This window comes from Streptomyces sp. NTD91, from assembly GCF_059510455.1.
On record NZ_JCAJZW010000003.1, the window covers coordinates 169,554 to 194,322 of the forward strand.

Here is a 24,769-nt window from a genome sequence, read left to right on the forward strand (position 1 = left end):
GCGGATCGGTGAATCTCCTGGTCAGGCGCGCTCGGCGGGCCTAGGATGGCGCGTTCCGGCCCATCCTTTTCGCGGTCACCGCCCCGCCGGGACCGCCCGACCCCGCGCCGCACGCCCTTCCCTGCGGCGCAGTGACGATGGACTCCCAGACCTCACAGTCATCCCAGGCATCCCAGTCACCTCACCCACCTCACATGTTCCAGGTCGACCTGCGCGGTCTGGTGGACCTGCTCTCCCATCACCTCTACTCAAGCCCCAGGGTCTATCTGCGCGAGTTGCTGCAGAACGCCGTCGACGCCGTCACCGCCCGGCGGGCCGAGCAACCGGACGCCCCGGCGCTGGTCCGGCTGCATCCGGCGGACGGCGGCCTTCGGGTGGAGGACAGCGGGATCGGGCTCACCGAGGCGGACGTGCACGATCTGCTGGCGACCATCGGGCGCAGTTCCAAGCGCGCCGAGGGTCTGCAGGAGGCCCGTGCGGGCTTCCTCGGCCAGTTCGGCATCGGCCTGCTCGCCTGCTTCGTGGTCGCCGAGCGGATCCGGGTGGTCAGCCGCAGCGCCCGTACGCCCGGCGCACCGCCGGTGGAGTGGACGGCGCGCGACGACGGCTCGTACACCGTCCGTACCCTGCCGGACTCCGCGCGGCCCGAGCCCGGTACGACCGTCCACCTCACGGCGCGGCCCGGCGCTGCCGAGTGGCTGGCGCCGGAGCGCGTGCTGAGTCTGGCCCGCGACTTCGGCTCGCTGCTGCCCTACGACGTCCGGGTGGGCGAGGAACCCGTCACCGACCTGCCCGCGCCCTGGGACCGGCCGTGTCCGGGCCCGGCGGGCAGAAGGGTGGCGCTGGCCCGGCACTGCCAGGAGCTGTTCGGGTTCGCGCCGCTGGACTCGATCGACCTGGACGTGCCGCTGGCCGGGATCCGCGGGGTGGCGTACGTCCTGCCGGCGGCCGTGAGCCCGGCCCAGCGGGCGGGCCACCGGGTGCATCTGAAGGGCATGCTGCTGACCGAACGGGCCGAACAGCTGCTGCCGGACTGGGCATTCTTCGTGCGCTGTGTGCTCGACACCGACAGTCTGCGGCCCACGGCCTCGCGCGAGTCGCTGTACGAGGACGAGACGCTGGCCGCCGTGCGGGACGCGCTCGGCGAGAGGATCCGCTCCTGGCTCACTGGGCTCGCCGCCGGTGATCCGGAGCGGCTGACGGCCTTTCTCGCCGTGCACCACCTGGGGGTGAAGTCGCTCGCCCGGCACGACCGCGGCATGCTGCGCACGATGCTGCCCTGGCTGCCGTTCGAGACGACCGACGGGCAGCTGTCCCTGGAGGAGTTCGCCCAGCGGCACCCGGTGGTGCACTTCACGCGGACCGTCGAGGAGTACCGGCAGGTCGCGCCGATCGCCTCGGCGCAGGGCATCGGGGTGGTGAACGGCGGCTACACGTACGACGGCGACCTGGTCGAGGCGCTGCCGTCGGTGCGGCCGGGGACGGTGGTCGCCGAGCTGGACGCGGAGACCGTGACCGCGCACCTGGACGCGGTCGACCCGGCCGAGGAGCTGGCGCTGTCCGGCTTCCTGGCGGCGGCGCGGGCGAGACTCGACCCCCTGGGCTGCGACGTCGTCCTGCGGGCCTTCCATCCCCTCTCCGTGCCCGCCCTGCACCTGGACGACCGCGCGGCGCGGCACGAACAGGCCCGCGCGGCGGCCGAGGAGCAGGCCGACGACCTGTGGGCGGACATCCTCGGCTCCCTGCGCGGCGGCGCGCCGCGCGCACGTCTGGTGCTCAACCATCTCAACCCCCTGGTGCGCAGGATCAGTTCGCTGAAGGAGCCGGAGCTGATCGGGACGGCGACCGAGTCGCTGTACGGGCAGGCGCTGCTGATGGCGCAGCGTCCACTCAGGCCCGCCGACTCGGCGCTGCTGAACCGGGCGTTCATCGGCCTGCTGGAGTGGGCCACACACCGGGAGGGCGACCGCTGATGGGGGAGATCGCGGACTTCGACGCGCTGCGCCGGGCGATGGCGGAGAACGCCGAGCAGCCGGAGGGCCCGGCCCGCAACGCGCGCGCGGAGCGGCTGCTCGCCGAGGCCGAGTCGCTCGGCATCCCGCCGGCCGTCGTCGAGGCGCTCGGGCACCAGCTGAAGGTCTACAACTACAGCTCCGAGAAGGACAAGATGTTCGTCCCGTTCGCGCGGCTGCTGCGCATGTGGGACGAACGGCCCGAGGACTTCGACGCGTACGAGGCACACTCGCTGCACTGGGTCTTCAAGTGGGTGTCGGCGGGCATGCTGGACCAGCCGCACGTCCCGCTCGCCTCGATCGAGAAGTGGCTCGGCGAGATGGAGCACCGCCACCGGCTCGCGGGGTACTCCGAACGCGCCGTGCGCAGCGCCGAGTTCACTGTGGCCGCGCACACCGGGGACTTGGCGCGGGCGCAGCGGGCGTACGCCGCGTGGCTCGCCGCGGACCGCGACGAGATGGCCGACTGCCACGCGTGCGAGCTGCACGGACAGGGCGTCTGGCAGGTCCGGTGCGGCCGGGACGCGGAGGCGCTCGAGCTGTGGCGGCCGGTGCTGGAGGGCGAGTTCGCCTGCGCCCACGAGCCACACACCGTGCTGGCCTCCTCGCTGGTCCCGCTGCTGCGCCTGGGCCGCCTGGACGAGGCCCGCGCGAACCACCTGCGGGGCTTCCGGCTCGTGCGCCCGATGGAGTCGATGCGCGGCGCGTACGCCGACCACGTGGAGTTCTGCGCGCTGACCGGCAACGAGGCGCGCGGTCTGGAACTGCTCGCCGAGCGGCCGGCGTACTTCACGGACACCGGGCATCCGCGCAGCCGACTGGACTTCCTTGCCGTGGTGACGCTGCTGATGGACCGGCTGACCGAGCTGGGCCTCGGCGGACAGCGGGTGCCGGGGCCGGCCGGACGGACCTGGACGGCGGGCGAACTCGCCGCGCACGCACGCGTGGAGGCGCGCGAGCTGGCGGAGCGGTTCGACCGGCGCAACGGCACGTCGTACGTCGGCGACCAGGCACGCGCGCGCATGGACCGGCGCCCGCTGGTGGACCGCCTGCCGCTGGGCGTGCGCACGGTGCGCCCGGCGCCGGCTGCGGTGACCGCTCCCCCGGCACCCGGACCGCGGGACGAGCCCGGCCTTGCGGCGCTGCTCGCCGAGGCGCGGCGGCTGTCGAAGACGCTGCGGCCGCACGCCCTGGAGGCGTGGGCGGCGGTGGCGCGGGCCGCGCACGACACCGAGCTGGAACCCCGCGACGGCGCCGAGATCGCCGACCACGAGGCGATGGCCCGCGGCCCCGAGGGCATCGACCTCTTCGAGCGGGCGGCGGCCCTGTACGCGGAGGCCGGCGACCCCGGCGAGGCCCTGGCGGCACGCGCGCGTGGAGCCTACGTCCGCGCCCTCGCGGGTGACCCGGCCGCCGCCCTGGACACGGTCGACGCCCTGTACGACGAGGCCCTCGCCCTGTACGCCGAGGAGGCGACCGGCGTGCGCCAGACGGCGTCGGTGGTGATGAGCCGGGCGCGGGTGCTGATGCGGTACGTGCGCGAAGGACCGGAAGGAGAGCCCGCCGCGGAGACGTTCACCCGGGTCGAGCAGGCCGTGCGGGAGGTGCTCGCGCTGGTCGGCGGGCGGACCGGGGACGACGTACGGCTGGCCGCCCGGGCCGCCGAGGCGCGGGGGATGCTCGCCGAACTGGCGGGGATGCGCGGGGACGGCGGGCGCGCCGCGGAGTTGTTCCGGCGGGCGGCCGAGGAGTACGTGGGCGCCGGGCTGCCGTGGTTCGCCGTGGAGTACGAGGTGCAGGTCGCCGCGCTGGCCCATCAGGCCGGTGACATGGCCGGGGCCGAGCGGGCGCTGCGCTCGGCGCTGGAGCACGGCGGGCCGTACGTGGAGCCGGTCGGGCGGGCCCAGCTGCACCTGCAGCTCGCCGAGGTGGTGGGCGGACGCGGAGCGGTCGCCGAGGCCGCCGAACACGCGCTCCAGGCCGCGCACTGGGCCGACGAGGCGGGCGAGAGCGGCACGCTGGGCGCCTGGGCGCGGCAGGCGCTGGGCGGCCACCTGCTCCGCCAGGGCCGCTGCGCGGAGGCCGCCGAGGTGCTGGAGTCGGCGCTGGCCGACCTGTCCGCCGAGACGCACGGCGACGGCGCCGTCGTACAGACGCTGTGGTGGCTCGGCGACTGCCTGAGCGAGCTGGACGACCATCGCGCGGCGGCCGAACGCCGGCTGCGAGCGGCCGAGATCGCCCGGCACTGGCCCGAGCAGCAGGACCACGCCACGCTCGCCCATCTCGCCGCCGAGTCGCTGGGCAAGGCCGGTCTGCTGGAGGAGGCGGACCGGGCGTACGCGCGGGCGGGCGCACTGTGGCGGACGCTGGGCAATCCGGCCTTCCTCGCCCGCTCGTTGCGGGCCCGTGGCTGGCTGGCGCTGCGCCGGGAGAGCGGAGCGGAGGGCGCCCGGGAGCTGATGGCGGAGGCGTTGCGGGAGTGCGAGGGAGCGCTTCGGGCAGCGGCGGACCCGGCGTCCCGGGACCACCTCACGACCGAACTGGCGCATACGCACCGCCAGTTCGGTGAGCTGCTGGTCCGCTCGGCGACGGAGGGGGCGGCACAGGCGGATGCCGCCGTGGGCCCCGGGGGCGACGAGGACACGGCGGTGCGGGCCGCGTTCGAGGCGGCACTGGTTCAGCTGGAGCGGGCGGCCACGCTGTTCGGCGCGCTGGGCCCGAGCGGGCTGGACGACCGCACCGGGGCCGAACTCGCCGCCGGACGGCTGGCGGCCGGGCTGGGCCGGCCCGCCGAGGCGGTGGCACGCGCGCGTGCCGTGCTCGCGGCCTACGAGGACGCCGGCGAGGAGGACGAGACCGTCCGGGCACGGCGGGCGGAGGCGACCGAGCTGCTCGGGCTCGACGGGTGAGCCGACGGATGGGTCACTCCACGCCGATGAGCAGCAGCGTCCCTTGGCGGCCGCCCCGGTACACGACCGTGTCCACCGCGAGGTAGGACTCCCGTACCCGGGCCTCCAGCTGTTCGGCGACGGCCTCCGGGGCCTCGTCGCCGACGACGAGGGTGACCAGCTCGCCGCCGGCCTGGAGCATGCGGTCCAGGACGGTTCGGGCGGTGGCGGTGACATCGGCGCCGATCACCGCCACGTCGCCGTCGATCAGGCCGAGCACGTCCCCGGCCTGGCAGATGCCGGCCGTCGTCCAGGACTGGCGTTCGGCGACGACGACCTCGGCGTACCGGGTGGCGCCCGCCGCCGCGGTCATCTGGACGACGTCCTCGTCGAACCGGCGCCCCGGCTCGTGCACGGCCAGCGCGGCGATGCCCTGGACCGCCGAGCGGGTCGGGATCAGGGCCACCCGGATGCCCTCGGTGCGGGCCTGCTCGGCGGCAGCCGCGGCCGTGTGGCGCAGCTCGGCGTCGTTGGGCAGCAGGACCACCTCGCGCGCGTGGGCCCGCCGTACGGCCTGCACCAGCTCCCCGCTGGCGGGCGGCTCCCCGGGGCGCGCGAGCACGGTCGTGGCGCCCGCCTCGGTGTAGAGGCCGGCCAGGCCCTCGCCCGGTACGACGGCGACGACGGCCCGCTGGGCGCGCTCGCGCGGCGGACGCTCGCCGCCGGTGTGCACGTCCCCGAGCCCGAAGTGGGTGATCCGGATCCGGTACGGCCGCCCGGCCTCCACGCCCAGCTCCACTGCGGCGCCGGCGTCGTCGACGTGCACATGGACGTTCCACAGCCCGTCGCCGCCCACCACGACCAGGGAGTCGCCGAGGGCGTCGAGGCGGTCCCGAAGCCGGGCCACGGCCGTGTCGTCGGCCTCCAGGAGATAGATCACCTCGTAGGCGGGCCCGCCGGTGTCGGCGTCGGCGCACAGGTCCGCGCCGGACGCGTTGCCCACGCGCGCGTACCCGGCGGAAACGGCCCCCGGGGCCACGGCCGTCTCGCGCACGCCGGAGATCTCGCCGCCGGCCCGGCACCCCGGCACCCCGGAGGCCTCACCCACGGCACGCGTCCCGCCCACCGCCCGGCTCTCCGGAACCGCCGACGCGTCGCGCAGGGCAGGCGTCCCGCCCGCCTCCCGGCTCCCCGGCACCCCCGCCGCCCCCCGTACCGACGCGTCCCCCCGTGCCGACGGGGGAGCCTCCCGTACCGCCTCCCCCGTGAACGCCTCCACCAGCGCCCCCAGGACCGCCACCAGTCCGCGTCCGCCCGCGTCGACCACCCCGGCACGGCCGAGCACGGCCAGCTGGCCCGGAGTGGCCGCCAGGGCCGTGAGCGCGCCCTCGTAGGCCGCCCGCGCGACCGTCCCGCAGTCGCCCTCGGCCTCCTCGGCGGCGTCCGCGGCGGCCGAGGCGACGGTGAGCACCGTGCCCTCGACGGGGTGGGCCACGGCCTGCCGGGCGGAGTCGGCGGCCCGCCGCAGCGCCAGCCGCAGCCCCGCGCCGTCGCCCCGTGTCCCCTCCCCCTCCTCGGCGAGCACCTGCGCCACCCCCCGCAACAGCTGCGCCAGGATCGTCCCCGAGTTGCCGCGGGCCCCGATGAGCGCCCCGTGGGCCATCGCGTGCACGGTGTCCGCCAGGGACGGCTCCCCGGCGCCCGTCTCGTACCCGGCGAAGACCGCCTCCACGGCCGTGGCCGCCGACTCGAGGGTGAGGTAGAGATTGGTCCCGGTGTCGCCGTCGGCCACCGGATAGACGTTGATCGCGTCGATCTCCTCCCGCGCGCGGCCCAGCGCCGCGAGCGCCAGACCGCACCAGGTGCGCACCGCGAGAGCATCGAGGAATGTCTGCGGCACCTGCGCCACCTGCGCCTCCCTGAGCCGGTCGTACGTGGGACGCAGCGTAGACCCCGAGCCGGTGTCCACCGGAAGAGGGCGTGAACGGCGCCCTGAGCTGCCATGGTAGTTTCGTTGTACGGGCGCAGCCGTTGTATGCTGCTCCGGTTGCCCGATCCATGTCGGGCCATTCCCCTGGCAACGCCACTCAAGATCTCAGGTCTTAGGATCTCGATCCCGGCATGCCGGGACCAACCGTAAGTGCATCTGAAGTCTTTGGAGTGACCGGTGGCTGCCAACTGCGACGTCTGCGGCAAGGGGCCGGGCTTCGGCAACAACATCTCGCACTCGCACCGCCGTACGTCCCGTCGCTGGAACCCGAACATCCAGCGTGTGCGTACCGTGGTCGGCGGGACGCCGAAGCGCGTGAACGCCTGCACCTCGTGCATCAAGGCCGGCAAGGTCTCGCGCTGACGCTACATCCCCCAGTCTCGGCTTCGCCCGAGCGGGGGGACCCCCATCCGCGCGCGGCCACTGCCTGGTTCGCTGCACTGAGCCGGTCCACCTCAGGGTGGGCCGGCTTTTTGCCGTACCCGGACTCGCCCCGTCCGGTTCGCCGTACCCACAGGGGTCACCTCCGCAGCCGCCACCCGTGGTCCACCGGCCCGATCCCCGACCCCAGCGCGAACCCGGCCGCGACGGCCCCCGTGACGTACTCCTTGGCCTCGCGGACCGCCGCCGGCACGCCCAGCCCCTTCGCCAGCCCCGACGCGATCGCGGAGGCCAGCGTGCAGCCGGTGCCGTGCGTGTGCCGGTTGTCGTGGCGGGGGGCGCGCAGCCAGTGCTCCGCCGAGCCGTCCGTGAGCAGGTCCACGGCGTCCCCGGGCAGATGCCCGCCCTTGATCAGCACCCACCGCGGCCCGTGCTCCAGAACGGCCGCCGCGGCCCGGCGCAGATCGTCCTCCGACTCGACGTGGACCCTCGTGAGTTGAGCCACCTCGTCCAGGTTCGGAGTCGCCACGGTGGCCGCCGGCAGCAGCCTGGTGCGCACGGAGTCCAGCGCGGACGCGGCCAGCAGCGGGTCCCCGTGCTTGGAGACGCCCACCGGGTCGACCACGGCCGGCGCGTCGGTGCCGGAGATCAACTCGGCAACCGCCTCGACCAGTTCCGCCGAGCCCAGCATCCCGGTCTTCACGGCCTGGACGCCGATGTCGTCCATCACGCTGCGGTACTGGGCCCGCACCGCCTCCACGGGCAGCTCCCAGGCGCCCTGGACACCCAGTGAGTTCTGCGCGGTCACGGCGGTGATCACGCTCATCCCGTGCACGCCGAGCGCCAGCATCGTCTTCAGGTCGGCCTGGACGCCGGCCCCGCCACCGGAGTCGGAGCCGGCCACGGTCAGCACGCGCGGGATCACGACTCGATGTCCCCGAAGTGGTCCCAGCCGCCCTTGCTCGTCCAGGGCGCCCCGTCGACGGTGACCTGGGGCAGCGCCGAGGGGTTGAGGACCTCGCCGATGACCTTCCAGCGGGCCGGGAGCTTGGTGTCCGGCGGGAAGGTCGCGACGATCGCGTGGTCCTCTCCCCCGGTCAGCACCCACTGCAGGGGATCCACGCCGACGGCCTGCCCGATGTCGTTCATCTGGGAGGGAATGTCGATCGCGCCGGAGCGGATGTCGATGCGGACCTTGCTGGCCTCGGCGATGTGCCCGAGGTCGGCGATCAGCCCGTCGCTCACGTCGCACATCGCGGTCGCGCCGAGCCCGGCCGCCGCCGGGCCCGCGTGGTACGGCGGCTCGGGGCGCCGGTGGGCCTCGACGAACGCGCGCGGGGAGCGGAAACCGCGGGAGAGGACCGCGTAACCGGCCGCGGACCAGCCCAGCCAGCCCGTGACGGCCACGAGGTCGCCGGGCTGGGCGCCGGCGCGCGTGACGGGCTCCTGGTTGCGCAGATCGCCGAGCGCCGTGATCGACACCATGATCGTGTCGCCGCGCACGACGTCACCGCCGACCACGGAGGCGCCCGCAACCTGGCACTCGTCGCGCAGGCCGTCCATGAGCTCGCTCGGCCAGGTCACCGGTAGTTCGGCGGGGACGACGAGGCCGAGCAGCAGGGCGGTCGGCACGGCGCCCATGGCGGCGATGTCGGCGAGGTTCTGCGCCGCCGCCTTGCGCCCGACGTCGTAGGCCGTGGACCAGTCACGGCGGAAGTGCCGGCCCTCCAGCAGGATGTCGGTGCTCGCCACCACCCGCCGGTCGGGCGCGGCGACCACCGCGGCGTCGTCGCCGGGCCCGACCCGGACCGCCGGGGTGGTGGTGAGACGGGAGGTGAGCTCCCTGATGAGCCCGAACTCCCCGAGCTCACCAACAGTGCCCTTCATCGCCCTTGCTCCCCTTCTCTGCCATGCCGTGTCCACTCGCGCGTCATCAGTGTCCCCGATACGGTCGAGGTGACCGTCGGTCCGGTCCCGCCGACCGCCGACACGGTCCGCCCGGCCGTCGGGACGATCGTGAGACCGTCAACTTCCGTTCGTGCCCGCACCCTGGCGCGCAAGCCCGGTTCCCGCAGGTCTCCCCGCGGGGAGCGGGGACGCGATACCGTGGCGTTCCTTTTCCCCACATGATCCTCGTGGCCGCCCTGGAGGTTCCGTGGTACAGGCGTACATCCTGATCCAGACGGAGGTCGGCAAGGCGTCGACCGTCGCCGAGACGATCAGCAAGATCCCTGGAGTGATCCAGGCCGAGGACGTGACGGGACCGTACGACGTCATCGTCCGTGCCCAGGCCGACACGGTCGACGACCTCGGCCGCATGGTGGTTGCCAAGGTCCAGCAAGTGGACGGCATCACCCGCACCCTGACCTGTCCGGTCGTGCATCTGTAGCCCCCGTCTACCCTTGGCCGGTGAACATCTTCCGTCACCGGCCTCTCGGCCTGCTCGCGCCCGCGCTGCTGATCGCGGTCGCGGGCTGCTCCTCAGCAGACGACAGCGCCACCGTGGCGGTTCCCAGCCCCGACGCGAGGACGGCGGCGGTGTGCCGGGATCTGCACCGGGTGCTGCCGCACAAGCTCGACGGGCGAAGCCGCAACGACCCCGAACCCCGGTCCGCCTACACGGCGGGCTGGGGAAACCCGGCGATCATACTGCGCTGCGGTGTCGTACGGCCCCCGAAGATGATCGACCCGAAGGTGGCCGAGGGCGGTGACCCCGACGCCATCGCAGGCGGGGTGGACGGCGTCGACTGGCTCATGGAGAAGCAGGGCGACGGCACCTGGCGGTTCACCACCGCAGGCCGCGTGGCCTACGTGCAGATCAGCCTGCCCAGGGGGATGTCCGCGCAGGACGAGGGCACCGGCATCCTCACGGATCTCGCCCCGGCCGTGAAGAAGGCGATCCCCGAGGGGATCGCCTCCATGAAGTGAGCGTGCGGGCTCAGCGCAGGCCGGTCGAGCGCCGCAGCGCCGCCTGCACCAGGCGGTCGATCAGCTCCGGGTAGCCGACGCCGCTGGCCTGCCACATCTGCGGGTACATCGAGATCGGCGTGAAGCCGGGCAGGGTGTTGATCTCGTTGATCACGAACTCGCCGTCCTCGGTGAGGAAGAAGTCCGCGCGGACCAGGCCCTCGCAGGACACGGCCTCGAAGGCCTGCACGGCGAGGTCCCGCACCTCGGCGGTCTGCTCCTCGGTGAGCGGAGCCGGGACGATGCCGGGCGTGGAGTCGATGTACTTGGCCTCGAAGTCGTAGTACGCGTGGGCGTCGGGCGGCGGGATCTCGGCCGGCACGGAGGCGCGCGGCCCGTCCTCGAACTCCAGCACGCCGCACTCGATCTCCCGGCCCCGCACGGCGGCCTCGACCAGGATCTTCGGGTCGTGGGCCTGCGCGGTGGCGATCGCCTCGTCCAGGCCGGACAGGTCGTCGACCTTGGTGATGCCGATCGACGAGCCCGCGCGCGCGGGCTTCACGAACAGCGGCCAGCCGTGGTCGCCGGCGAAGTCGATGATCCTCTTGCGGGCGGCGGACTCGTCCCGCTCCCACTCGCGCGGCCGGATCACCACGTACGGGCCGACCTTGAGCCCGTAGGAGGTGAAGATCCGCTTCATGTACTCCTTGTCCTGGCCGACGGCCGAGGCGAGCACACCCGCGCCCACGTACGGCACCCCGGACAGCTCCAGGAGGCCCTGGAGCGTGCCGTCCTCGCCGTACGGGCCGTGCAGTACCGGGAAGACGACGTCGACCTCGCCGAGCGCCTTGGGCACCGAGCCGGGCTCGCTGTAGACGACCTCGCGGCTGGCGGGGTCGACGGGGAGCACCACGCCGCCGTCGGTGGACTCCGCCAGTTCCTCGACCTCCGGCAGGCGGCGGTCGGTGATGGCCATCCGCTCCGGCTCGTCCGCGGTGAGCACCCAACGGCCCTCCCGCGTGATGCCGATCGGCAGGACGTCGTACTTCGTCCGGTCGATGGCCTTGAGGACCGCGCCGGCGGTGACCATGGAGATCCCGTGTTCGGAGCTGCGCCCGCCGAACACGACGGCCACGCGCGGCTTGCGCGACGGCTGCTCGGGGCTCTGGGGAAGGTTCTCGGTGCTCATATCGCGTTGAGAGTACCCGCTGGTATCTCCCGAGTCAGCGCCCGCTCGGCCGCCGTGACTGCGTGTCCCCCGGGCGGTCGCTCAGCGTTGTGGCGGCGGCTGTCTCAGTGCCGCTCGGGCTTGGCGGTGCGCGACATCAGCTCCTTGACGGCGACCACCGGCGACTTGCCCTCGTGGACGATGGCGACGACCGTCTCGGTGATGGGCATGTCGACACCGTGCCGGCGGGCCAGATCCAGCACCGACTCGCAGGACTTGACGCCCTCGGCGGTCTGCTTGGTGACCGCGATGGTCTCCTGCAGGGTCATGCCCTTGCCCAGATTGGTGCCGAAGGTGTGGTTCCGGGACAGCGGCGAGGAACAGGTCGCCACCAGGTCGCCGAGACCGGCGAGTCCGGAGAAGGTCAGCGGGTCGGCGCCGAGGGCCATGCCGAGCCGCGTGGTCTCCGCCAGGCCGCGCGTGATGAGCGAGCCCTTGGCGTTGTCGCCGAGGCCCATGCCGTCGGCGATGCCGACCGCGAGACCGATGACGTTCTTGACCGCGCCGCCCAGTTCGCAGCCGACGACGTCGGTGTTGGTGTACGGCCGGAAGTACGGCGTGTGGCAGGCGGCCTGCAGGCGCCGGGCGACGGCCTCGTCGGTGCAGGCGACGACGGCGGCGGCCGGCATGCGGGCGGCGATCTCCCGGGCCAGGTTGGGCCCGGTGACGACCGCGATGCGCTCGGCGCCGACCTTGGCGACGTCCTCGACGACCTCGCTCATCCGCATGGCGGAGCCGAGTTCGACGCCCTTCATCAGGGAGACGAGCACGGTGCCCGGGGCGAGCAGCGGCGCCCATTCGGCGAGGTTGGCGCGCAGGGTCTGGGAGGGGACGGCGAGGACGGTGAAGTCCGCGTCCCGCAGGGCCTCGGCGGGGTCGGAGGTGGCCCTCAGGCTCTCCGGGAGTTCGACGCCGGGCAGGTAGTCGGGGTTGGTCCGCGTCGAGTTGACGGCCTCGGCCAGCTCGGGACGGCGGGCCCACAGGGTCACCGCGCAGCCCGCGTCGGCGAGGACCATACCGAAGGCGGTGCCCCATGAGCCGGTGCCCATGACCGCCGCCTTGACCGCCGTGCTCACTTGCCCTGCCCCTCCGGTTCCTTGCCCCTGGTCTGCGCCGTCTGCGCCTCGGTGCGGCGCCGCTGTTCGATCCGCTCGCGGCGCGGGTCGTAGCGCGTCTCGGGCGCCTTCTCGCCGCGGATCTCCTCGAGCCGGCGGGTGATGGCCGCCATGATGACCTCGGTGGCCTCCTTGAGCAGCTCCGGAGTCATCTCCTTGTCGTAGAAGCGGGACAGGTCCACGGGCGGGCCCGCGAGCACGTGGTGCGTCTTGCGCGGGAAGAGGCTGGGCTTCTTGGCGTACGGCGGCAGCAGTTCGTTGGCGCCCCACTGGGCGACCGGGATGACCGGGCACTTGGTCTGCAGGGCGACCCGGGCGGCGCCGGTCTTGCCGGTCATGGGCCAGCCGTTCGGGTCGCGGGTGAGGGTGCCCTCGGGGTAGAAGGCGACGCACTCGCCGCGCTCCACGGCGTCGATCGCGGCGCGGAAGGCACTGAGCGCGTCCGTGGACTCCCGGTAGACGGGGATCTGCCCGGTGCCACGCATGGCGGCGCCGACGAATCCCTTCTTGAAAAGCCCGCTCTTCGCCAGGAATCGCGGAACCCGTCCGGTGTTGTACTGATAGTGCGCGTACGCGAAGGGATCGACGTGGGAATTGTGGTTCACCACGGTGATAAATCCGCCCTCGGCCGGAATGTGCTCCATTCCACGCCAGTCCCGCTTGATCAGAACCACCAGCGGCGGTTTGCAGATCACCGCGGCGAAGCGGTACCAGAAGCCGATTCTGCGGCGGGGCACAAGGACACCTTCCTCTAGGGCTGTCACCCCGGCGGGGGGCCGCACAAGTGTCGCTCCGGGCCGCCGGTCTGTCGAGGACACCGTACGCCCCGCCACCCACAGCGCCAGATGACCGGGAGACAATGATCGCGACAAGAGAGGGGCGGTACGCCGGTGCAGTGGACCTTGGTCATCCCCTTGAAGCCCCTGTCGCGGGCCAAGAGCAGGCTCTCGGACACCGCGGGTGCTTGGGTGCGTCCCGGGCTGGCGCTCGCGTTCGCGCAGGACACGGTGGCCGCCGCCATGGCCTGTGCGGCGGTCGCGGATGTGGCGGTCGTCACGGACGACGAGCGGGCGGCTCGCGAGTTGGCGGCGCTGGGCGCACAAATCGTTGCGGACACACCGGCGAACGGTCTGAACGCCGCTCTGGCGCACGGGACGGCCGTCGTACGGGAAATGCGTCCGCGCACACCGGTCGCGGCCCTGAACGCCGACCTGCCGGCGCTGCGCCCGGCGGAACTGGCCGTCGTCCTAGGCGCGGCGGAGGAGTTTTCCCGGGCGTTTCTCGCGGACGCGGCGCAGCTGGGCACGACGTTGCTGGCGGCGGGACCGAAGGAGGAATTGCGGCCGGAGTTCGGCGTGGATTCCCGTTCTCGTCATCGTGCCTCCGGGGCGGAGGAACTCCGACTGGCCGGGGTGGATTCGGTACGGCAGGACGTGGACACCGGGAACGACTTGCGAGCGGCACTCGCCCTGGGGGTCGGACCGTATACGGCGGCCGTTTCGGCGGGCCTGCTGATACCTGAGTCCTGATCCTGAGGTCCGCGGGCCGCGACGGCGCCGATCTCCCCGTGAGGGGCGTCGGGGAACTGCGCGACCGGCCAGGACGCGCCCGCGTCCCGCAGACGCCCGCGGCCCCACGGCGAGCCCGGGACCGCAGTGACCACTACCCTGCTGCCATGCAGGCCACCGCATACACGTACGATCCCGAGACCCGCAGCGGTCAAGTGCTGCTCGACGACGGCACCCCGGTGCCCTTCGACGCGCCGGCGTTCGACAAGGGCGGTCTGCGGCTGCTGCGCCCCGGGCAGCGGGTGCGGATCGAGACCGAGGGGCAGGGCGACGCCCTGCGGATCACTCTGGTAACCCTTCAAACGCTGTAACCGCCCTTAGACACGCCGCGGGCCGGACTCCCTGGAGGAGTCCGGCCCGGCGCGTGAGTGCCTCGGCGTCGTTACGACGTCGCCTTGCGGGCGGTGGCCTTCTTGGCGGTGGTCTTGCGGGCCGTCGACTTCTTGGCCGGGGCCTTCTTCGCGGTGACCTTCTTCGCCGGGGCCTTCTTGGCCGTCGCCTTCTTGGCGGTGGTCTTCTTCGCGGCGGTGGTCTTGGCGGTCGCCGTCGTCTTCTTGGCGGGCGCCTTCTTCGCCGTCGTCTTCTTCGCGGCGGCCGTCGTCTTCTTGGCGGTCGTCTTCTTCGCCGTGGTCTTCTTGGCCGCGGCCTTGGTGGTCTTCTTCGCGGCGGCCTTCTTCACCGTCGGCGCAGCGGCACCGCCGGTCAGGCTGCCCTTCGGCGCCTTCTTGACGGAGACCTCGCCGCCACGCGGCAGCTTCTTCGAGCCGCTCACCAGGTCCTTGAACCCCTGACCGGCGCGGAACCGCGGCACGGAGGTCTTCTTGACCCGAACCCGCTCGCCCGTCTGAGGGTTGCGGGCGTAGCGGGCGGGGCGGTCCACCTTCTCGAAGGACCCGAAGCCGGTGACCGAGACCCGCTCGCCCGCGACGACCGCGCGGACGATGGCGTCCAGGACATGATCGACAGCGTCGGCGGCCTGCTGGCGGCCACCCAGCTTGTCGGCAATCGCTTCTACGAGCTGCGCCTTGTTCACGTCTTCCCCTTCGGAGACATCGCCAGAACGAAAGTGTTCAAGCTTTTTCGCACGTTAGGCAGATATATACCGCAAATCAAACACGAAACGGGCTTATCACCCTCGTGCCGCAGCGGACTCGGCGATCTCGGGCCGCTCAGTGGTCCTCGTCGGGGATCCGACCCTCGTCGAGGTCCGTGTTGAACCGCTCGAGCCGCCTTGCCGCAGCGGCGAGATCGTGCTTGGCCGCGGCCGTGATGACCAGCAGCTTCCGGGTCAGCGCCATCCGTACGCCCTCCGGGACTTGCAGTGCGCGCACCCTTGCGTGCGCTTCCTTGAGTTGGTTCGCGACCGCCGTACAGAGCTGGAGTTGGCCGTCGTGTTCCATGCACAGATTGTGCCATCTGGGGCGAGTTGTCGCCTGCGCAGGGGTTAACTGCCGCCTCGAATGGCCTTCCAGGCACTTGCGAAGGACGCGGATCCAGCACTCGCGTACCCAGTCAACGACCGTCGTAACGTGGCAAGTTGAGGGGTGAGAAAGAAGCTCAGGGGGCCGTTCGGGTGCAGACACGGCCGTACCCCCGATCGTGGCGATCGGGGGTACGGAGGGGGTGCGCGGGTGGCCGAAACGCGACCCGTCGGGGGGCGGATCAGACCTGGAGCGTCCTCGGCTTGTAGGACGGCCGCTTGACCTCGTAGGCGGCGATGTCGGCCTCGTTCCGGAGCGTGATGGAGATGTCGTCCAAGCCGTTCAGCAGCCGCCAGCGGGAGTTCTCGTCCAGCTCGAAGGAGGCGGTGATTCCCTCGGCGCGCACCTCACGAGCCTCAAGGTCCACAGTGACCTCAGCAGTGGGGTCCTGTTCCGTGAGTTCCCACAGCGCGTCCACGATCTTCTGGTCCAGCACGACCGTGAGCAGGCCGTTCTTCAGCGAGTTGCCCCGGAAGATGTCGGCGAAGCGGGAGGAGATCACGGCCTTGAAGCCGTAGTTCTGCAGCGCCCAGACGGCGTGCTCGCGGGACGAGCCGGTGCCGAAGTCGGGGCCCGCCACCAGGACGGTCGCACCCTGCCGCTCGGGGCGGTTGAGGATGAACTCCGGGTCCTTGCGCCAGGCCTCGAACAGCCCGTCCTCGAAACCGTCCCTGGTGACCTTCTTGAGCCAGTGAGCAGGGATGATCTGGTCGGTGTCGACGTTGGAGCGGCGCAGCGGGACCGCCCGGCCGGTGTGCGTGGTGAATGCTTCCATGACTGATCAGACTCCAGCGGGCACAGAGGTGTCGGACAGGTCGGCCGGGGAGCCCAGGTGGCCCAGGACGGCGGTGGCCGCCGCGACCTGCGGCGACACCAGGTGGGTACGGCCGCCCTTGCCCTGCCGGCCCTCGAAGTTGCGGTTGGAGGTGGACGCCGAGCGCTCACCCGGGGCCAGCTGGTCGGGGTTCATGCCGAGGCACATCGAGCAGCCCGCGTGCCGCCATTCGGCGCCGGCCTCCTTGAAGACCACGTCCAGGCCCTCGGAGACGGCCTGCAGCCCCACCCGCGCGGATCCCGGGACGACCAGCATCCGTACGCCGTCGGCGACTTTGCGGTCCTTGAGGATCCCGGCGGCGGCGCGCAGGTCCTCGATGCGGCCGTTGGTGCAGGAGCCTACGAAGACGGTGTCCACCTTGATGGAGCGCAGCGGCTGCCCGGCCTCCAACCCCATGTACTCCAGGGCCTTTTCGGCGGCGAGGCGCTCCGAAGCGTCTTCGTACGAAGCCGGGTCGGGGACCGAGGCCGAAAGCGGCGCGCCCTGGCCGGGGTTGGTGCCCCAGGTGACGAACGGCGACAGCTCGCCGGCGTCGATCACGACCTCGGCGTCGAACTCCGCGTCGTCGTCCGTCCTCAGCGTCTTCCAGTACGCGACGGCCGCGTCCCAGTCGGCGCCCTCGGGGGCGTGCGGGCGGCCCTTGAGGTACTCGAAGGTGGTCTCGTCGGGTGCGATCATGCCCGCGCGGGCGCCGGCCTCGATCGACATGTTGCAGATGGTCATCCGGGCCTCCATCGAGAGCTTCTCGATGGCGGAGCCGCGGTACTCCAGCACGTAGCCCTGGCCGCCGCCCGTGCCGATCCTCGCGATGATGGCGAGGATCAGGTCCTTGGCGGTGACGCCCTCGGGCAGCTCGCCCTCGACCGTGATGGCCATGGTCTTGGGACGGGCCATCGGCAGTGTCTGGGTGGCCAGCACGTGCTCGACCTGGGAGGTACCGATACCGAAGGCCAGCGCGCCGAACGCGCCGTGCGTGGAGGTGTGCGAATCACCGCAGACGACGGTCGTACCCGGCTGGGTGAGCCCCAGCTGCGGGCCGACCACGTGCACCACACCCTGCTCGACGTCACCCAGCGGGTGCAGGCGCACGCCGAACTCGGCGCAGTTCTTGCGCAGCGTCTCCAGCTGGGCCCGGGAGACCGGATCGGCGACGGGCTTGTCGATGTCGAGGGTCGGGGTGTTGTGGTCCTCGGTGGCGATGGTGAGGTCGAGGCGGCGGACCCTGCGGCCGTTCTTGCGCAGCCCGTCGAACGCCTGCGGGCTGGTCACCTCGTGCAGCAGGTGCAGATCGATGTAGAGGAGGTCGGGCTCGCCCTCGGCGCGCCGGACGACGTGGTCGTCCCAGACCTTCTCCGCGAGTGTCCTACCCATCGCTTTCCCTCCGGCCGGCAAACGTCCACCGGCCCAACTAGAGATCCTGGGATGCGGCGACTGCCCTTGAGGGGCCCCTGAAAGTCGTGATTCCGGGCGTCCACCGCCTGGCCCGTTGGTCCGCGGGCCGCTGTGTGATTCCAGGGTGGCGCGTTCCACGGAAAATTGAACTTGCGTTTCACAGAGTGAGACGCGAGTATCGTTGCATGGACAACAGTAGCGGCGTCGGCGTTCTGGACAAGGCGGCCCTCGTCCTGAGCGCTCTGGAGTCCGGTCCGGCCACCCTCGCGGGTCTGGTCGGCGCGACCGGACTGGCACGACCCACGGCCCACCGCCTGGCCGTGGCCTTGGAACACCACCGCATGGTGGCACGCGACATGCAGGGCCGTTTCATTCTCGGCCCCCGCCTCGCGGAACTGGCGGCGGCGGCCGGGGAGGACCGCCTCCTCGCGACGGCGGGCCCCGTGCTCACCCACCTGCGCGACATCACCGGCGAGAGCGCACAGCTCTATCGACGCCAGGGTGACATGCGGATCTGTGTGGCCGCGGCGGAACGCCTGTCCGGCCTTCGGGACACCGTCCCGGTCGGTTCCACCCTGACGATGAAGGCCGGTTCCTCGGCACAGATCCTGCTCGCCTGGGAGGAGCCCGAGCGCCTGCACCGCGGCCTGCAGGGCGCCCGCTTCACGGCGACGGCCCTGTCGGGCGTACGGCGGCGCGGCTGGGCCCAGTCCATCGGCGAGCGGGAGCCCGGCGTCGCCTCCGTCTCCGCGCCGGTGCGCGGCCCCTCCAACCGCGTGGTGGCCGCCGTGTCGGTCTCCGGCCCGATCGAGCGCCTGACCCGCCACCCCGGCCGTATGCACGCCCAGGCGGTCATCGACGCCGCGGCCCGCCTCTCGGAGGCCCTGCGCCGCTCGGGCTGAGCCCCCCCGGGAACGCCGGGGAGGGCCTGCCTCAACGCCGCGGCAGGCCCTCCCCGCTCCCCCGATCCCCCGTCTTTTCGTCGGCTCTTCCGTTCCGGCAGTCGGCCTTCCCGGCTCAGTCGGCCTTCCCGGCCACCGTCGCCTGTCGTGACCGGTGGGTGAACCGGTCCTTCGCGTACCGTCCTCGCTTCTCCAGCGGGATCTGCCCGTGCGCGGCGGCCAGCCCGAACGGCGGCATGTCGCCGTAGACCGCCTCGTACGACCCCTCCGGCACGATGTACGCCTCGTGCCAGATGCCGACCTGCCCGCGCAGCTTCCCGGCCCGCTCCAGGCGGTTGAGGCGCGCCCAGGCCGTGTGATGGAAGGCGTCAGGGGCGGTCGCGTAGCCGTACAGCTTGTCCTTGGACTCCCAGTACTGCACGACGTAGTACGTGCGCGGCGAGGCCGTCAGCAGGACGTGGCCGAGCAGGCCCCGCCCGGGTTCCCTCCGCAGGTCCCGCAGCATGCGGAGCATCGCGAGCATCACCGGCAGCCACAGGTGCGCCGCCCTGAAGCGGTTGATGCGCATGCCGATCAGCAGGACGACGACCTCGCCCTTCGCGTCGGCTGTCGTACGGGTCACCATGACCACGTCCCCCTTGTTGGTGAGCGATGCTATCCAATGGGTGATGCTTGGATAGTGCCGTTATCCGAGAAGGAGCGCAAGAGATGCGGCTGGCCGAGTTGAGCGAGCGCAGCGGTGTGTCCACCGCGACGATCAAGTACTACCTGCGCGAAGGGCTGTTGCCGCCGGGCCGCCAGATCAACACGACGACGGCCGAGTACGGCGAGGACCATCTGCGCCGGCTGCGACTGGTGCGGGCGATGATCCAGGTGGGCCAGGTGCCGGTGGCGAAGGTGCGCGAGGTGCTCGGGCACGTGGACGACGACTCCCTGCCCCGGACGATCCGCCTGGGCGCGGCGCTGTGGGCGCTGCCGCAGGTGCCGGAGCCGGACGAGGACGACGAGCACGTCCGGGCCGCGCACCGGGAGGTCGATGCGCTTCTGCACCGGCTCGGCTGGCAGAACGCCGCGCAGCTCACGACCATCTCCCCCGCGTACCGCTCACTGGTGGTGGCGGTGGCCGCGTTCCGTCGGCTCGGGTACGACTTCGGAGCCGAACTGCTCGCGCCCTACGCCGAGTTGATGCATCGGACAGCGGTCCTCGACCTGGACAACATGGAGACGTACCCGTCGGAGGCGGAGCGGATCGAGTTCGCGATCCTGGGGGCGATCCTCAACGAGCCGGTGCTGCAGGCGCTGCACCGGCTGGCCCAGGAGGAGGAGACCGCGCGGCGGTACGGATTCGAGTGACGGGCGCCGGGCAACGGCGAAGGCCCCCCGCCGAAGCGGGGGGCCTCCCTTTCCCGTACCCCCGACCGGATTCGAACCGGCGCTACCGCCTTGAGAGGGCGGCGTGCTAGGCCGCTACACAACGGGGGCATGGACGCTGCGTTTCCGCAGGTCCGAGCTGGTCTACCTGGACTCGAACCAAGACTAACTGAACCAGAATCAGTCGTGCTGCCAATTACACCATAGACCAATGATGGTTTAGACCAGTCAGTACCCCCGACCGGATTCGAACCGGCGCTACCGCCTTGAGAGGGCGGCGTGCTAGGCCGCTACACAACGGGGGCCCCAGCGGTCCCGAGAAGATCAGGACCAGTACCCCCGACCGGATTCGAACCGGCGCTACTGCCTTGAGAGGGCAGCGTGCTAGGCCGCTACACAACGGGGGCTTTGCAGATAAGCTCTGCGAGCTGGCCTACCTGGACTCGAACCAAGACTAACTGAACCAGAATCAGTCGTGCTGCCAATTACACCATAGGCCACCGGAACTCAAGCCCCTGCGGGGTTCTCGTTCTAGCGTGCTCCTCGGGTCTCCGGCCTTCCGGCCCGCTCCCCTCGGCGCAGGAAGAACATTACCCGAAGGTGGACGGGGCTCCAAAACGGGTATCCGCGCGGACGAGCGCCGGGAGTTCGGCGAGGGACGAGATCCGGTGCGCGACGACCTCCCCGCCGACCTCTCCGGCGACCCTCACCGAGGCCGTTCCGCGATCGATCCACACGGACAGCAGTCCGGCCTCGGCGGCGCCCCGCCCGTCGATCTCCGGGTGGTCGCCGACGTACGCCACCTCGTGCGCAGGCAGCTCCAGCGCCTCGCACACCGCCAGGAAGGCGCCGGCCTCCGGCTTGGAGACGCCCAGCTCGGCGGCGCACAGCACGACCTCGAAGCGGTCGAGCAGGCCGAGGGTGCGCAGCTTGTGCTCCTGGACCGCGATGCTGGAGTTGGACAGCACCGCGTGCCGGTGGCTGGCGGCCAGGGCCTCGAGGGCGGGCAGGACGTCCGGGAAGACGCTCCAGGCGGCCTCGTAGTGCCCGAGGTAGCGCTGGAACCACGCGTCGGCCTCGACGTCGGTCAGCGCGGCCTCGCCGAGAAAGACCCGCACCCGGTCCCGCCGCTGGCCCTCGAAGCTGATCTCGCCCGCCGAGAACCGGGCCCACTGCGCGTCGGTGATCTCCCGCCACCGGGCCAGGGCCTGCTCGGGGGTCGCGTACCCGGCGAGCAGCCCTTCCGCGGTCAGATGCGACCGCATGCCCTCCCGGTCCGCGCTCGTGTAGTCGAACAGGGTGTCGTCCACGTCCCAGACCACGGCTCTGATCGTCATACCGCCGACGGTACCGCCGAACGGCGGGCAGACCGGTCGGCATGAACGAGACCGCGTCCAGTTCACTGTCGAGGCCTGTGCAACGTTCGACGCGCTGCCCGCAGAGCGTCGGGCACAGCTGGACAGGGCCGTACGCATACTGGCGCGCGATCCGTTCCGGAAGACCTCCACCGCACAGCTGGGCCCTGACGAACACCTGCGCAAGGCCTACGTGGCGCCGGGCGTCATGCTGGAGTACATGGTGGCCGGCCCGATCATGGTCATCGTCGTGCTGGAGATCTTCGAAGAGAGCGCATATCTGATCGACGAAGCCGACGCGCAGTGAGCAACACAACAGGGGCGGCACCCGGAACACACCGGATGCGGCCCCTGACGTATGCGCCGGCTACGCGCTCAGCCTCGCCAGTGCCGCGTCGATCCTGGCCAGCGTCTTCTCCTTGCCCAGGACCTCCAGGGACTCGAAGAGCGGCAGGCCGACGGTGCGGCCGGTGACGGCCACACGGACGGGGGCCTGGGCCTTGCCGAGCTTGAGGCCATGGGCCTCGCCGGCGGCCAGGACGGCCTCCTTCAGGGACTCCGCCGCGGTCCAGTCGGCCGACTCGAGCTTCTCCCTCGCCGTGCGGAGCAGGGCGTCGCTGCCCTCCTTCATCGCCTTGGTCCACGACGCCTCGTCGAAGACCGGCTCGGGCAGGAACAGGAAGTCGACGTTGTCGGTGATCTCCGACAGCACCTTCAGACGGGTCTGGGCGTGCGGGGCGATCGCCTGCCACTTCGTCTCGTCGAAGTCCTCCGGGGCCCAGTGCGCGAAGGGGGCCCTCAGCCACGGCCGGCAGCGCTCGGTGAAGTCCTTCACCTCCAGCAGCCGGATGTGGTCGCCGTTGATCGCCTCGCACTTCTTCAGGTCGAAGCGCGCAGGGTTGGGGTTCACGTCGGAGATGTCGAAGGCGGCGACCATCTCGTCGATCGTGAAGATGTCCTTGTCCGCGGAGAGCGACCAGCCCAGCAGGGACAGGTAGTTGAGCAGGCCCTCGGGCAGGAAGCCCCGCTCCCGGTAGAGGTTCAGCGACGACTGCGGGTCGCGCTTGGAGAGCTTCTTGTTGCCCTCGCCCATCACGTACGGCAGGTGACCGAACTGCGGGGTCTGCTTGGCGACGCCCAGCGCCGTCAGCGCCTTGTAGAGCGCGATCTGGCGCGGGGTGGAGGAGAGCAGGTCCTCGCCGCGCAGCACGTGGGTGATCTCCATCAGCGCGTCGTCGACCGGGTTGACCAGCGTGTACAGCGGGGCGCCGTTGGCGCGCACGATGCCGTAGTCCGGCACGTTCTCCGGGGTGAAGGTCAGCTCGCCGCGCACCAGGTCGGTGAAGGTGATCGTCTCGTCGGGCATCCGGAAGCGGACGATCGGGGCCCGGCCCTGGGCCCGGTACTCCTCGGCCTGTTCGGCGCTCAGGTCGCGGCAGTGGCCGTCGTAGCCGGAGGGCCTGCCTGCGGCGCGGGCGGCCTCGCGGCGGGTGTCCAGCTCCTCCTGGGAGCAGTAGCAGTGGTAGGCGTACCCGCCGTCCAACAGCTTCCGGGCGACGTCGGCGTAGATGTCCATGCGCTGCGACTGCCGGTACGGCGCGTGCGGGCCGCCGACCTCGGGGCCCTCGTCCCAGTCGAAACCGAGCCAGCGCATCGCGTCGAGCAGCTGGTTGTACGACTCCTCCGAGTCGCGGGCCGCGTCGGTGTCCTCGATGCGAAAGACCAGGGTCCCCTGGTGGTGCCGGGCGAACGCCCAGTTGAACAGGGCGGTGCGGACCAGGCCCACGTGGGGGTTACCGGTGGGCGAGGGGCAGAAACGGACGCGTACGGGTGAGCCGGGTGCGCTAGCCACGCTTGACAACCTTGTTGGTGAGAGTGCCGATGCCTTCGATGGTGACGGCGACCTCGTCGCCGACGTTCAGGGGACCGACGCCCGCGGGGGTGCCGGTGAGGATGACGTCGCCGGGGAGCAGGGTCATGGCCTCGGAGATGTTGACGATCAGGTCCTCGATGGGGTGGATCATCTCGCTGGTGCGGCCGAGCTGACGCTGCCGGCCGTTGACCGTCAGCTGGACGGTCAGGTCGTTCGCACGCCGGAGGTCCAGGTCCGTCTCCACCCAGGGGCCGAGCGGGCAGGAGGTGTCGAAGCCCTTGGCCCGGGCCCACTGCTTCTCGCGCTTCTGCACGTCGCGGGCGGTGATGTCGTTGGCGCAGGTGTAGCCGAAGATCACGTCCTTGACGCGGTCGCGCGGGACCTCGCGGCACATGCGGCCGATCACGACGGCCAGCTCGGCCTCGTGGTGCAGTTCCTCGGAGAAGGGCGGGTACTGGATCTCGTCACCGGGCCCGATCACCGAGGTGGAGGGCTTGAAGAAGGCGAAGGGGGCGTCCGGGACCTCGTTGCCCAGCTCGCGCGCGTGCTCGGCGTAGTTGCGGCCGAACGCCACGACCTTGTTGGGAAGTACCGGCGGGAGCAGCCTGACCTTGTTCAGCGGCACCTTCGTACCGGACAGCTCGTAGTCCGCGAACGGGATGCCCTTGATGATGTCGAGGACGAGTTCGTCCTGCTTGTCGCCCTCGACCGCGCCGAAGGCGACGTTCCCGTCGATGGAGAACCTGGCGATGCGCACGGGATCCTTGCGCCCCTTACTGAGAACCGGCGTACTGTCGCCCCAGGTTAACCGGTCGGACCCCGCACTTCCGCAGAAAAAGAGCGGTCATACGGGTGGGCTGCCGGTGTGCGCCGGCAGCCCTTGCTTCCGTGGACGAGGTGGGCGCGGCGGCCCCCGCCGGGGGCCAGGACGCCCCGTCGGCTACTCTGCCGAGGCCGACGCGCCGGTGGGGACGTCCACCAGCACCGTGCGCCGCGGGTTGGCCGTCTGGGTCGGGAGATCGACGGAGTGCTCCGGCAGGTCGGGGGTCTCCAGTTCGCCGGCGTCCTTCAGATGCGCCAGGGTCGTGCGACGCGGGTTGGCGATCTTGTGGAACATCATCGTCGTCTTCACGGTTGTACGGATCCCAGTTCTGTGTCGGCGGGCTTACAGATGCGTCCCTCTTGTAAAGCGTCAGGCTAAACATCCGATTCCCACTCGAAGGCGCCAACCGCCCTCGATCCGTGTGTGAGTTTGCTCACGACCCCGCACACAAATCGGTCAAATCGCGCCGCCAACCAGCCCCAGCGAAACGGACATTGGCTCCCTGAAGCCATCATTCCGCTCCTGATCATGGCGACTCAGACACCCGCAGCCCGACAACGACTCGCTGCGATACGTCCGTTATCTCCGGGATCAGTCTCCACGACAGGTGACGCGGCACTCACAGCGCGTCACGTAGGTCACAGCTAG

General features: G+C 71.5%; 25 protein-coding genes and 5 tRNA genes. 10 read left to right on the forward strand and 20 right to left on the reverse strand.

The genetic code is table 11. The annotated features are described in order from the left end of the window. Positions 1–137: 137 nt before the first annotated feature. Positions 138–1,973, forward strand: a complete 1,836-nt coding sequence (locus AC5WRT_RS05285) for an HSP90 family protein (protein WP_496096963.1) — start codon at positions 138–140, stop codon at positions 1,971–1,973. Beyond that, positions 1,973–4,921 carry a tetratricopeptide repeat protein gene (locus AC5WRT_RS05290; RefSeq protein ID WP_496099976.1) on the forward strand — a complete coding sequence of 983 codons (2,949 nt, stop codon included), beginning with the start codon at positions 1,973–1,975 and terminating at the stop codon, positions 4,919–4,921. The genes AC5WRT_RS05285 and AC5WRT_RS05290 overlap by 1 nt, the downstream gene beginning before the upstream one ends. A 13-nt stretch (positions 4,922–4,934) precedes the next feature. Here the strand turns inward: AC5WRT_RS05290 and AC5WRT_RS05295 are convergent, their stop codons facing one another. Then, positions 4,935–6,809: a DAK2 domain-containing protein gene (locus AC5WRT_RS05295; protein WP_496099977.1), complete on the reverse strand. Its 1,875-nt coding sequence runs from the start codon at positions 6,807–6,809 to the stop codon at positions 4,935–4,937. Positions 6,810–7,067: 258 nt separating this feature from the next. Here AC5WRT_RS05295 and rpmB point away from each other — a divergent pair, with 258 nt between their 5' ends. Continuing rightward, positions 7,068–7,253, forward strand: a complete 186-nt coding sequence (gene rpmB, locus AC5WRT_RS05300) for a 50S ribosomal protein L28 (RefSeq protein ID WP_003993230.1) — start codon at positions 7,068–7,070, stop codon at positions 7,251–7,253. Positions 7,254–7,410: 157 nt separating this feature from the next. On the opposite strand, the gene thiD is transcribed toward rpmB, so the two are convergent. After that, positions 7,411–8,196 carry a bifunctional hydroxymethylpyrimidine kinase/phosphomethylpyrimidine kinase gene (gene thiD / locus AC5WRT_RS05305; protein ID WP_496096938.1) on the reverse strand — a complete coding sequence of 262 codons (786 nt, stop codon included), beginning with the start codon at positions 8,194–8,196 and terminating at the stop codon, positions 7,411–7,413. Continuing rightward, positions 8,193–9,158 (reverse strand): thiamine-phosphate kinase, encoded by a 966-nt coding sequence (locus AC5WRT_RS05310; RefSeq protein WP_496096939.1) that lies wholly within the window; start codon positions 9,156–9,158, stop codon positions 8,193–8,195. Before AC5WRT_RS05310 ends, thiD begins: the two co-directional genes overlap by 4 nt. Positions 9,159–9,426: 268 nt before the next feature. On the opposite strand from AC5WRT_RS05310, the gene AC5WRT_RS05315 reads away from it, so the two are divergent. Continuing rightward, the gene (locus AC5WRT_RS05315) at positions 9,427–9,660 is read left to right on the forward strand and encodes an Lrp/AsnC family transcriptional regulator (RefSeq protein WP_003997603.1); all 234 of its coding nucleotides are present in this window, start codon (positions 9,427–9,429) and stop codon (positions 9,658–9,660) included. Positions 9,661–9,680: 20 nt separating this feature from the next. Continuing rightward, on the forward strand, positions 9,681–10,199 hold the full coding sequence (locus AC5WRT_RS05320) for a DUF3515 domain-containing protein (RefSeq protein ID WP_496096940.1): 519 nt from the start codon (positions 9,681–9,683) through the stop codon (positions 10,197–10,199). A gap of 10 nt (positions 10,200–10,209) precedes the next feature. On the opposite strand, the gene AC5WRT_RS05325 is transcribed toward AC5WRT_RS05320, so the two are convergent. The 3 genes from AC5WRT_RS05325 to AC5WRT_RS05335 all read right to left on the reverse strand — a co-directional run bounded on the left by AC5WRT_RS05325 (position 10,210) and on the right by AC5WRT_RS05335 (position 13,258). After that, entirely contained in the window at positions 10,210–11,367 is a 1,158-nt protein-coding gene (locus tag AC5WRT_RS05325; RefSeq protein ID WP_496096941.1) for a D-alanine--D-alanine ligase family protein, read from the reverse strand. A gap of 104 nt (positions 11,368–11,471) precedes the next feature. Then, complete coding sequence (locus tag AC5WRT_RS05330; RefSeq protein ID WP_496096942.1) at positions 11,472–12,482, reverse strand: NAD(P)H-dependent glycerol-3-phosphate dehydrogenase; 1,011 nt, start codon at positions 12,480–12,482, stop codon at positions 11,472–11,474. After that, entirely contained in the window at positions 12,479–13,258 is a 780-nt protein-coding gene (locus AC5WRT_RS05335; RefSeq protein ID WP_496099978.1) for a lysophospholipid acyltransferase family protein, read from the reverse strand. The genes AC5WRT_RS05330 and AC5WRT_RS05335 overlap by 4 nt, the downstream gene beginning before the upstream one ends. A gap of 153 nt (positions 13,259–13,411) precedes the next feature. Between AC5WRT_RS05335 and cofC the strand changes: the two genes are divergently transcribed. After that, positions 13,412–14,050 carry a 2-phospho-L-lactate guanylyltransferase gene (cofC, locus tag AC5WRT_RS05340; RefSeq protein ID WP_496096944.1) on the forward strand — a complete coding sequence of 213 codons (639 nt, stop codon included), beginning with the start codon at positions 13,412–13,414 and terminating at the stop codon, positions 14,048–14,050. Positions 14,051–14,196: 146 nt separating this feature from the next. After that, on the forward strand, positions 14,197–14,400 hold the full coding sequence (locus AC5WRT_RS05345; RefSeq protein WP_496096945.1) for a hypothetical protein: 204 nt from the start codon (positions 14,197–14,199) through the stop codon (positions 14,398–14,400). Positions 14,401–14,471: 71 nt separating this feature from the next. On the opposite strand, the gene AC5WRT_RS05350 is transcribed toward AC5WRT_RS05345, so the two are convergent. From AC5WRT_RS05350 to leuC, 4 genes are all read right to left on the reverse strand, one after another. Next, entirely contained in the window at positions 14,472–15,122 is a 651-nt protein-coding gene (locus AC5WRT_RS05350) for an HU family DNA-binding protein (RefSeq protein ID WP_496096946.1), read from the reverse strand. Between the two features lie 136 nt (positions 15,123–15,258). Further along, the gene (locus tag AC5WRT_RS05355; protein ID WP_496096947.1) at positions 15,259–15,489 is read right to left on the reverse strand and encodes an SCO5555 family protein; all 231 of its coding nucleotides are present in this window, start codon (positions 15,487–15,489) and stop codon (positions 15,259–15,261) included. Between the two features lie 262 nt (positions 15,490–15,751). Further along, positions 15,752–16,345: a 3-isopropylmalate dehydratase small subunit gene (leuD, locus tag AC5WRT_RS05360; protein WP_496099979.1), complete on the reverse strand. Its 594-nt coding sequence runs from the start codon at positions 16,343–16,345 to the stop codon at positions 15,752–15,754. Positions 16,346–16,351: 6 nt separating this feature from the next. After that, positions 16,352–17,776 (reverse strand): 3-isopropylmalate dehydratase large subunit, encoded by a 1,425-nt coding sequence (gene leuC, locus AC5WRT_RS05365; protein ID WP_496096948.1) that lies wholly within the window; start codon positions 17,774–17,776, stop codon positions 16,352–16,354. Positions 17,777–17,982: 206 nt separating this feature from the next. Here leuC and ndgR point away from each other — a divergent pair, with 206 nt between their 5' ends. After that, positions 17,983–18,699 (forward strand): IclR family transcriptional regulator NdgR, encoded by a 717-nt coding sequence (gene ndgR / locus AC5WRT_RS05370; RefSeq protein ID WP_039656563.1) that lies wholly within the window; start codon positions 17,983–17,985, stop codon positions 18,697–18,699. 115 nt (positions 18,700–18,814) lie between these two features. On the opposite strand, the gene AC5WRT_RS05375 is transcribed toward ndgR, so the two are convergent. Continuing rightward, complete coding sequence (locus AC5WRT_RS05375; protein ID WP_496096949.1) at positions 18,815–19,324, reverse strand: DUF4188 domain-containing protein; 510 nt, start codon at positions 19,322–19,324, stop codon at positions 18,815–18,817. Between the two features lie 83 nt (positions 19,325–19,407). Here AC5WRT_RS05375 and AC5WRT_RS05380 point away from each other — a divergent pair, with 83 nt between their 5' ends. After that, positions 19,408–20,052, forward strand: coding sequence for a MerR family transcriptional regulator (locus AC5WRT_RS05380; protein WP_496096950.1), 645 nt, complete (start codon positions 19,408–19,410; stop codon positions 20,050–20,052). 56 nt (positions 20,053–20,108) lie between these two features. Here the strand turns inward: AC5WRT_RS05380 and AC5WRT_RS05385 are convergent. The 6 genes from AC5WRT_RS05385 to AC5WRT_RS05410 all read right to left on the reverse strand — a co-directional run bounded on the left by AC5WRT_RS05385 (position 20,109) and on the right by AC5WRT_RS05410 (position 21,407). After that, positions 20,109–20,181 (reverse strand) — tRNA-Glu (locus tag AC5WRT_RS05385). Between the two features lie 28 nt (positions 20,182–20,209). Next, positions 20,210–20,281 (reverse strand) — tRNA-Gln (locus tag AC5WRT_RS05390). Positions 20,282–20,302: 21 nt separating this feature from the next. Beyond that, a tRNA-Glu gene (locus AC5WRT_RS05395) sits at positions 20,303–20,375 on the reverse strand. Between the two features lie 29 nt (positions 20,376–20,404). After that, positions 20,405–20,477, reverse strand: a tRNA-Glu gene (locus AC5WRT_RS05400). A 21-nt stretch (positions 20,478–20,498) separates the two neighbouring features. Continuing rightward, positions 20,499–20,570 (reverse strand) — tRNA-Gln (locus tag AC5WRT_RS05405). A 90-nt stretch (positions 20,571–20,660) separates the two neighbouring features. Then, the gene (locus tag AC5WRT_RS05410) at positions 20,661–21,407 is read right to left on the reverse strand and encodes an HAD family hydrolase (RefSeq protein ID WP_496096951.1); all 747 of its coding nucleotides are present in this window, start codon (positions 21,405–21,407) and stop codon (positions 20,661–20,663) included. Between AC5WRT_RS05410 and AC5WRT_RS05415 the strand changes: the two genes are divergently transcribed. Continuing rightward, entirely contained in the window at positions 21,370–21,732 is a 363-nt protein-coding gene (locus AC5WRT_RS05415) for a hypothetical protein (protein WP_496096952.1), read from the forward strand. The two genes, AC5WRT_RS05410 and AC5WRT_RS05415, sit on opposite strands and share 38 nt — an antisense overlap. Before the next feature lie 60 nt (positions 21,733–21,792). On the opposite strand, the gene gltX is transcribed toward AC5WRT_RS05415, so the two are convergent. From gltX to AC5WRT_RS05430, 3 genes are all read right to left on the reverse strand, one after another. After that, the gene (gene gltX, locus AC5WRT_RS05420; RefSeq protein ID WP_496096953.1) at positions 21,793–23,277 is read right to left on the reverse strand and encodes a glutamate--tRNA ligase; all 1,485 of its coding nucleotides are present in this window, start codon (positions 23,275–23,277) and stop codon (positions 21,793–21,795) included. Next, positions 23,270–24,055: a fumarylacetoacetate hydrolase family protein gene (locus AC5WRT_RS05425; protein WP_496096954.1), complete on the reverse strand. Its 786-nt coding sequence runs from the start codon at positions 24,053–24,055 to the stop codon at positions 23,270–23,272. The genes gltX and AC5WRT_RS05425 overlap by 8 nt, the downstream gene beginning before the upstream one ends. Positions 24,056–24,238: 183 nt before the next feature. Beyond that, positions 24,239–24,430, reverse strand: a complete 192-nt coding sequence (locus AC5WRT_RS05430) for a hypothetical protein (protein ID WP_496096955.1) — start codon at positions 24,428–24,430, stop codon at positions 24,239–24,241. Between the last annotated feature and the right edge of the window lie 339 nt (positions 24,431–24,769).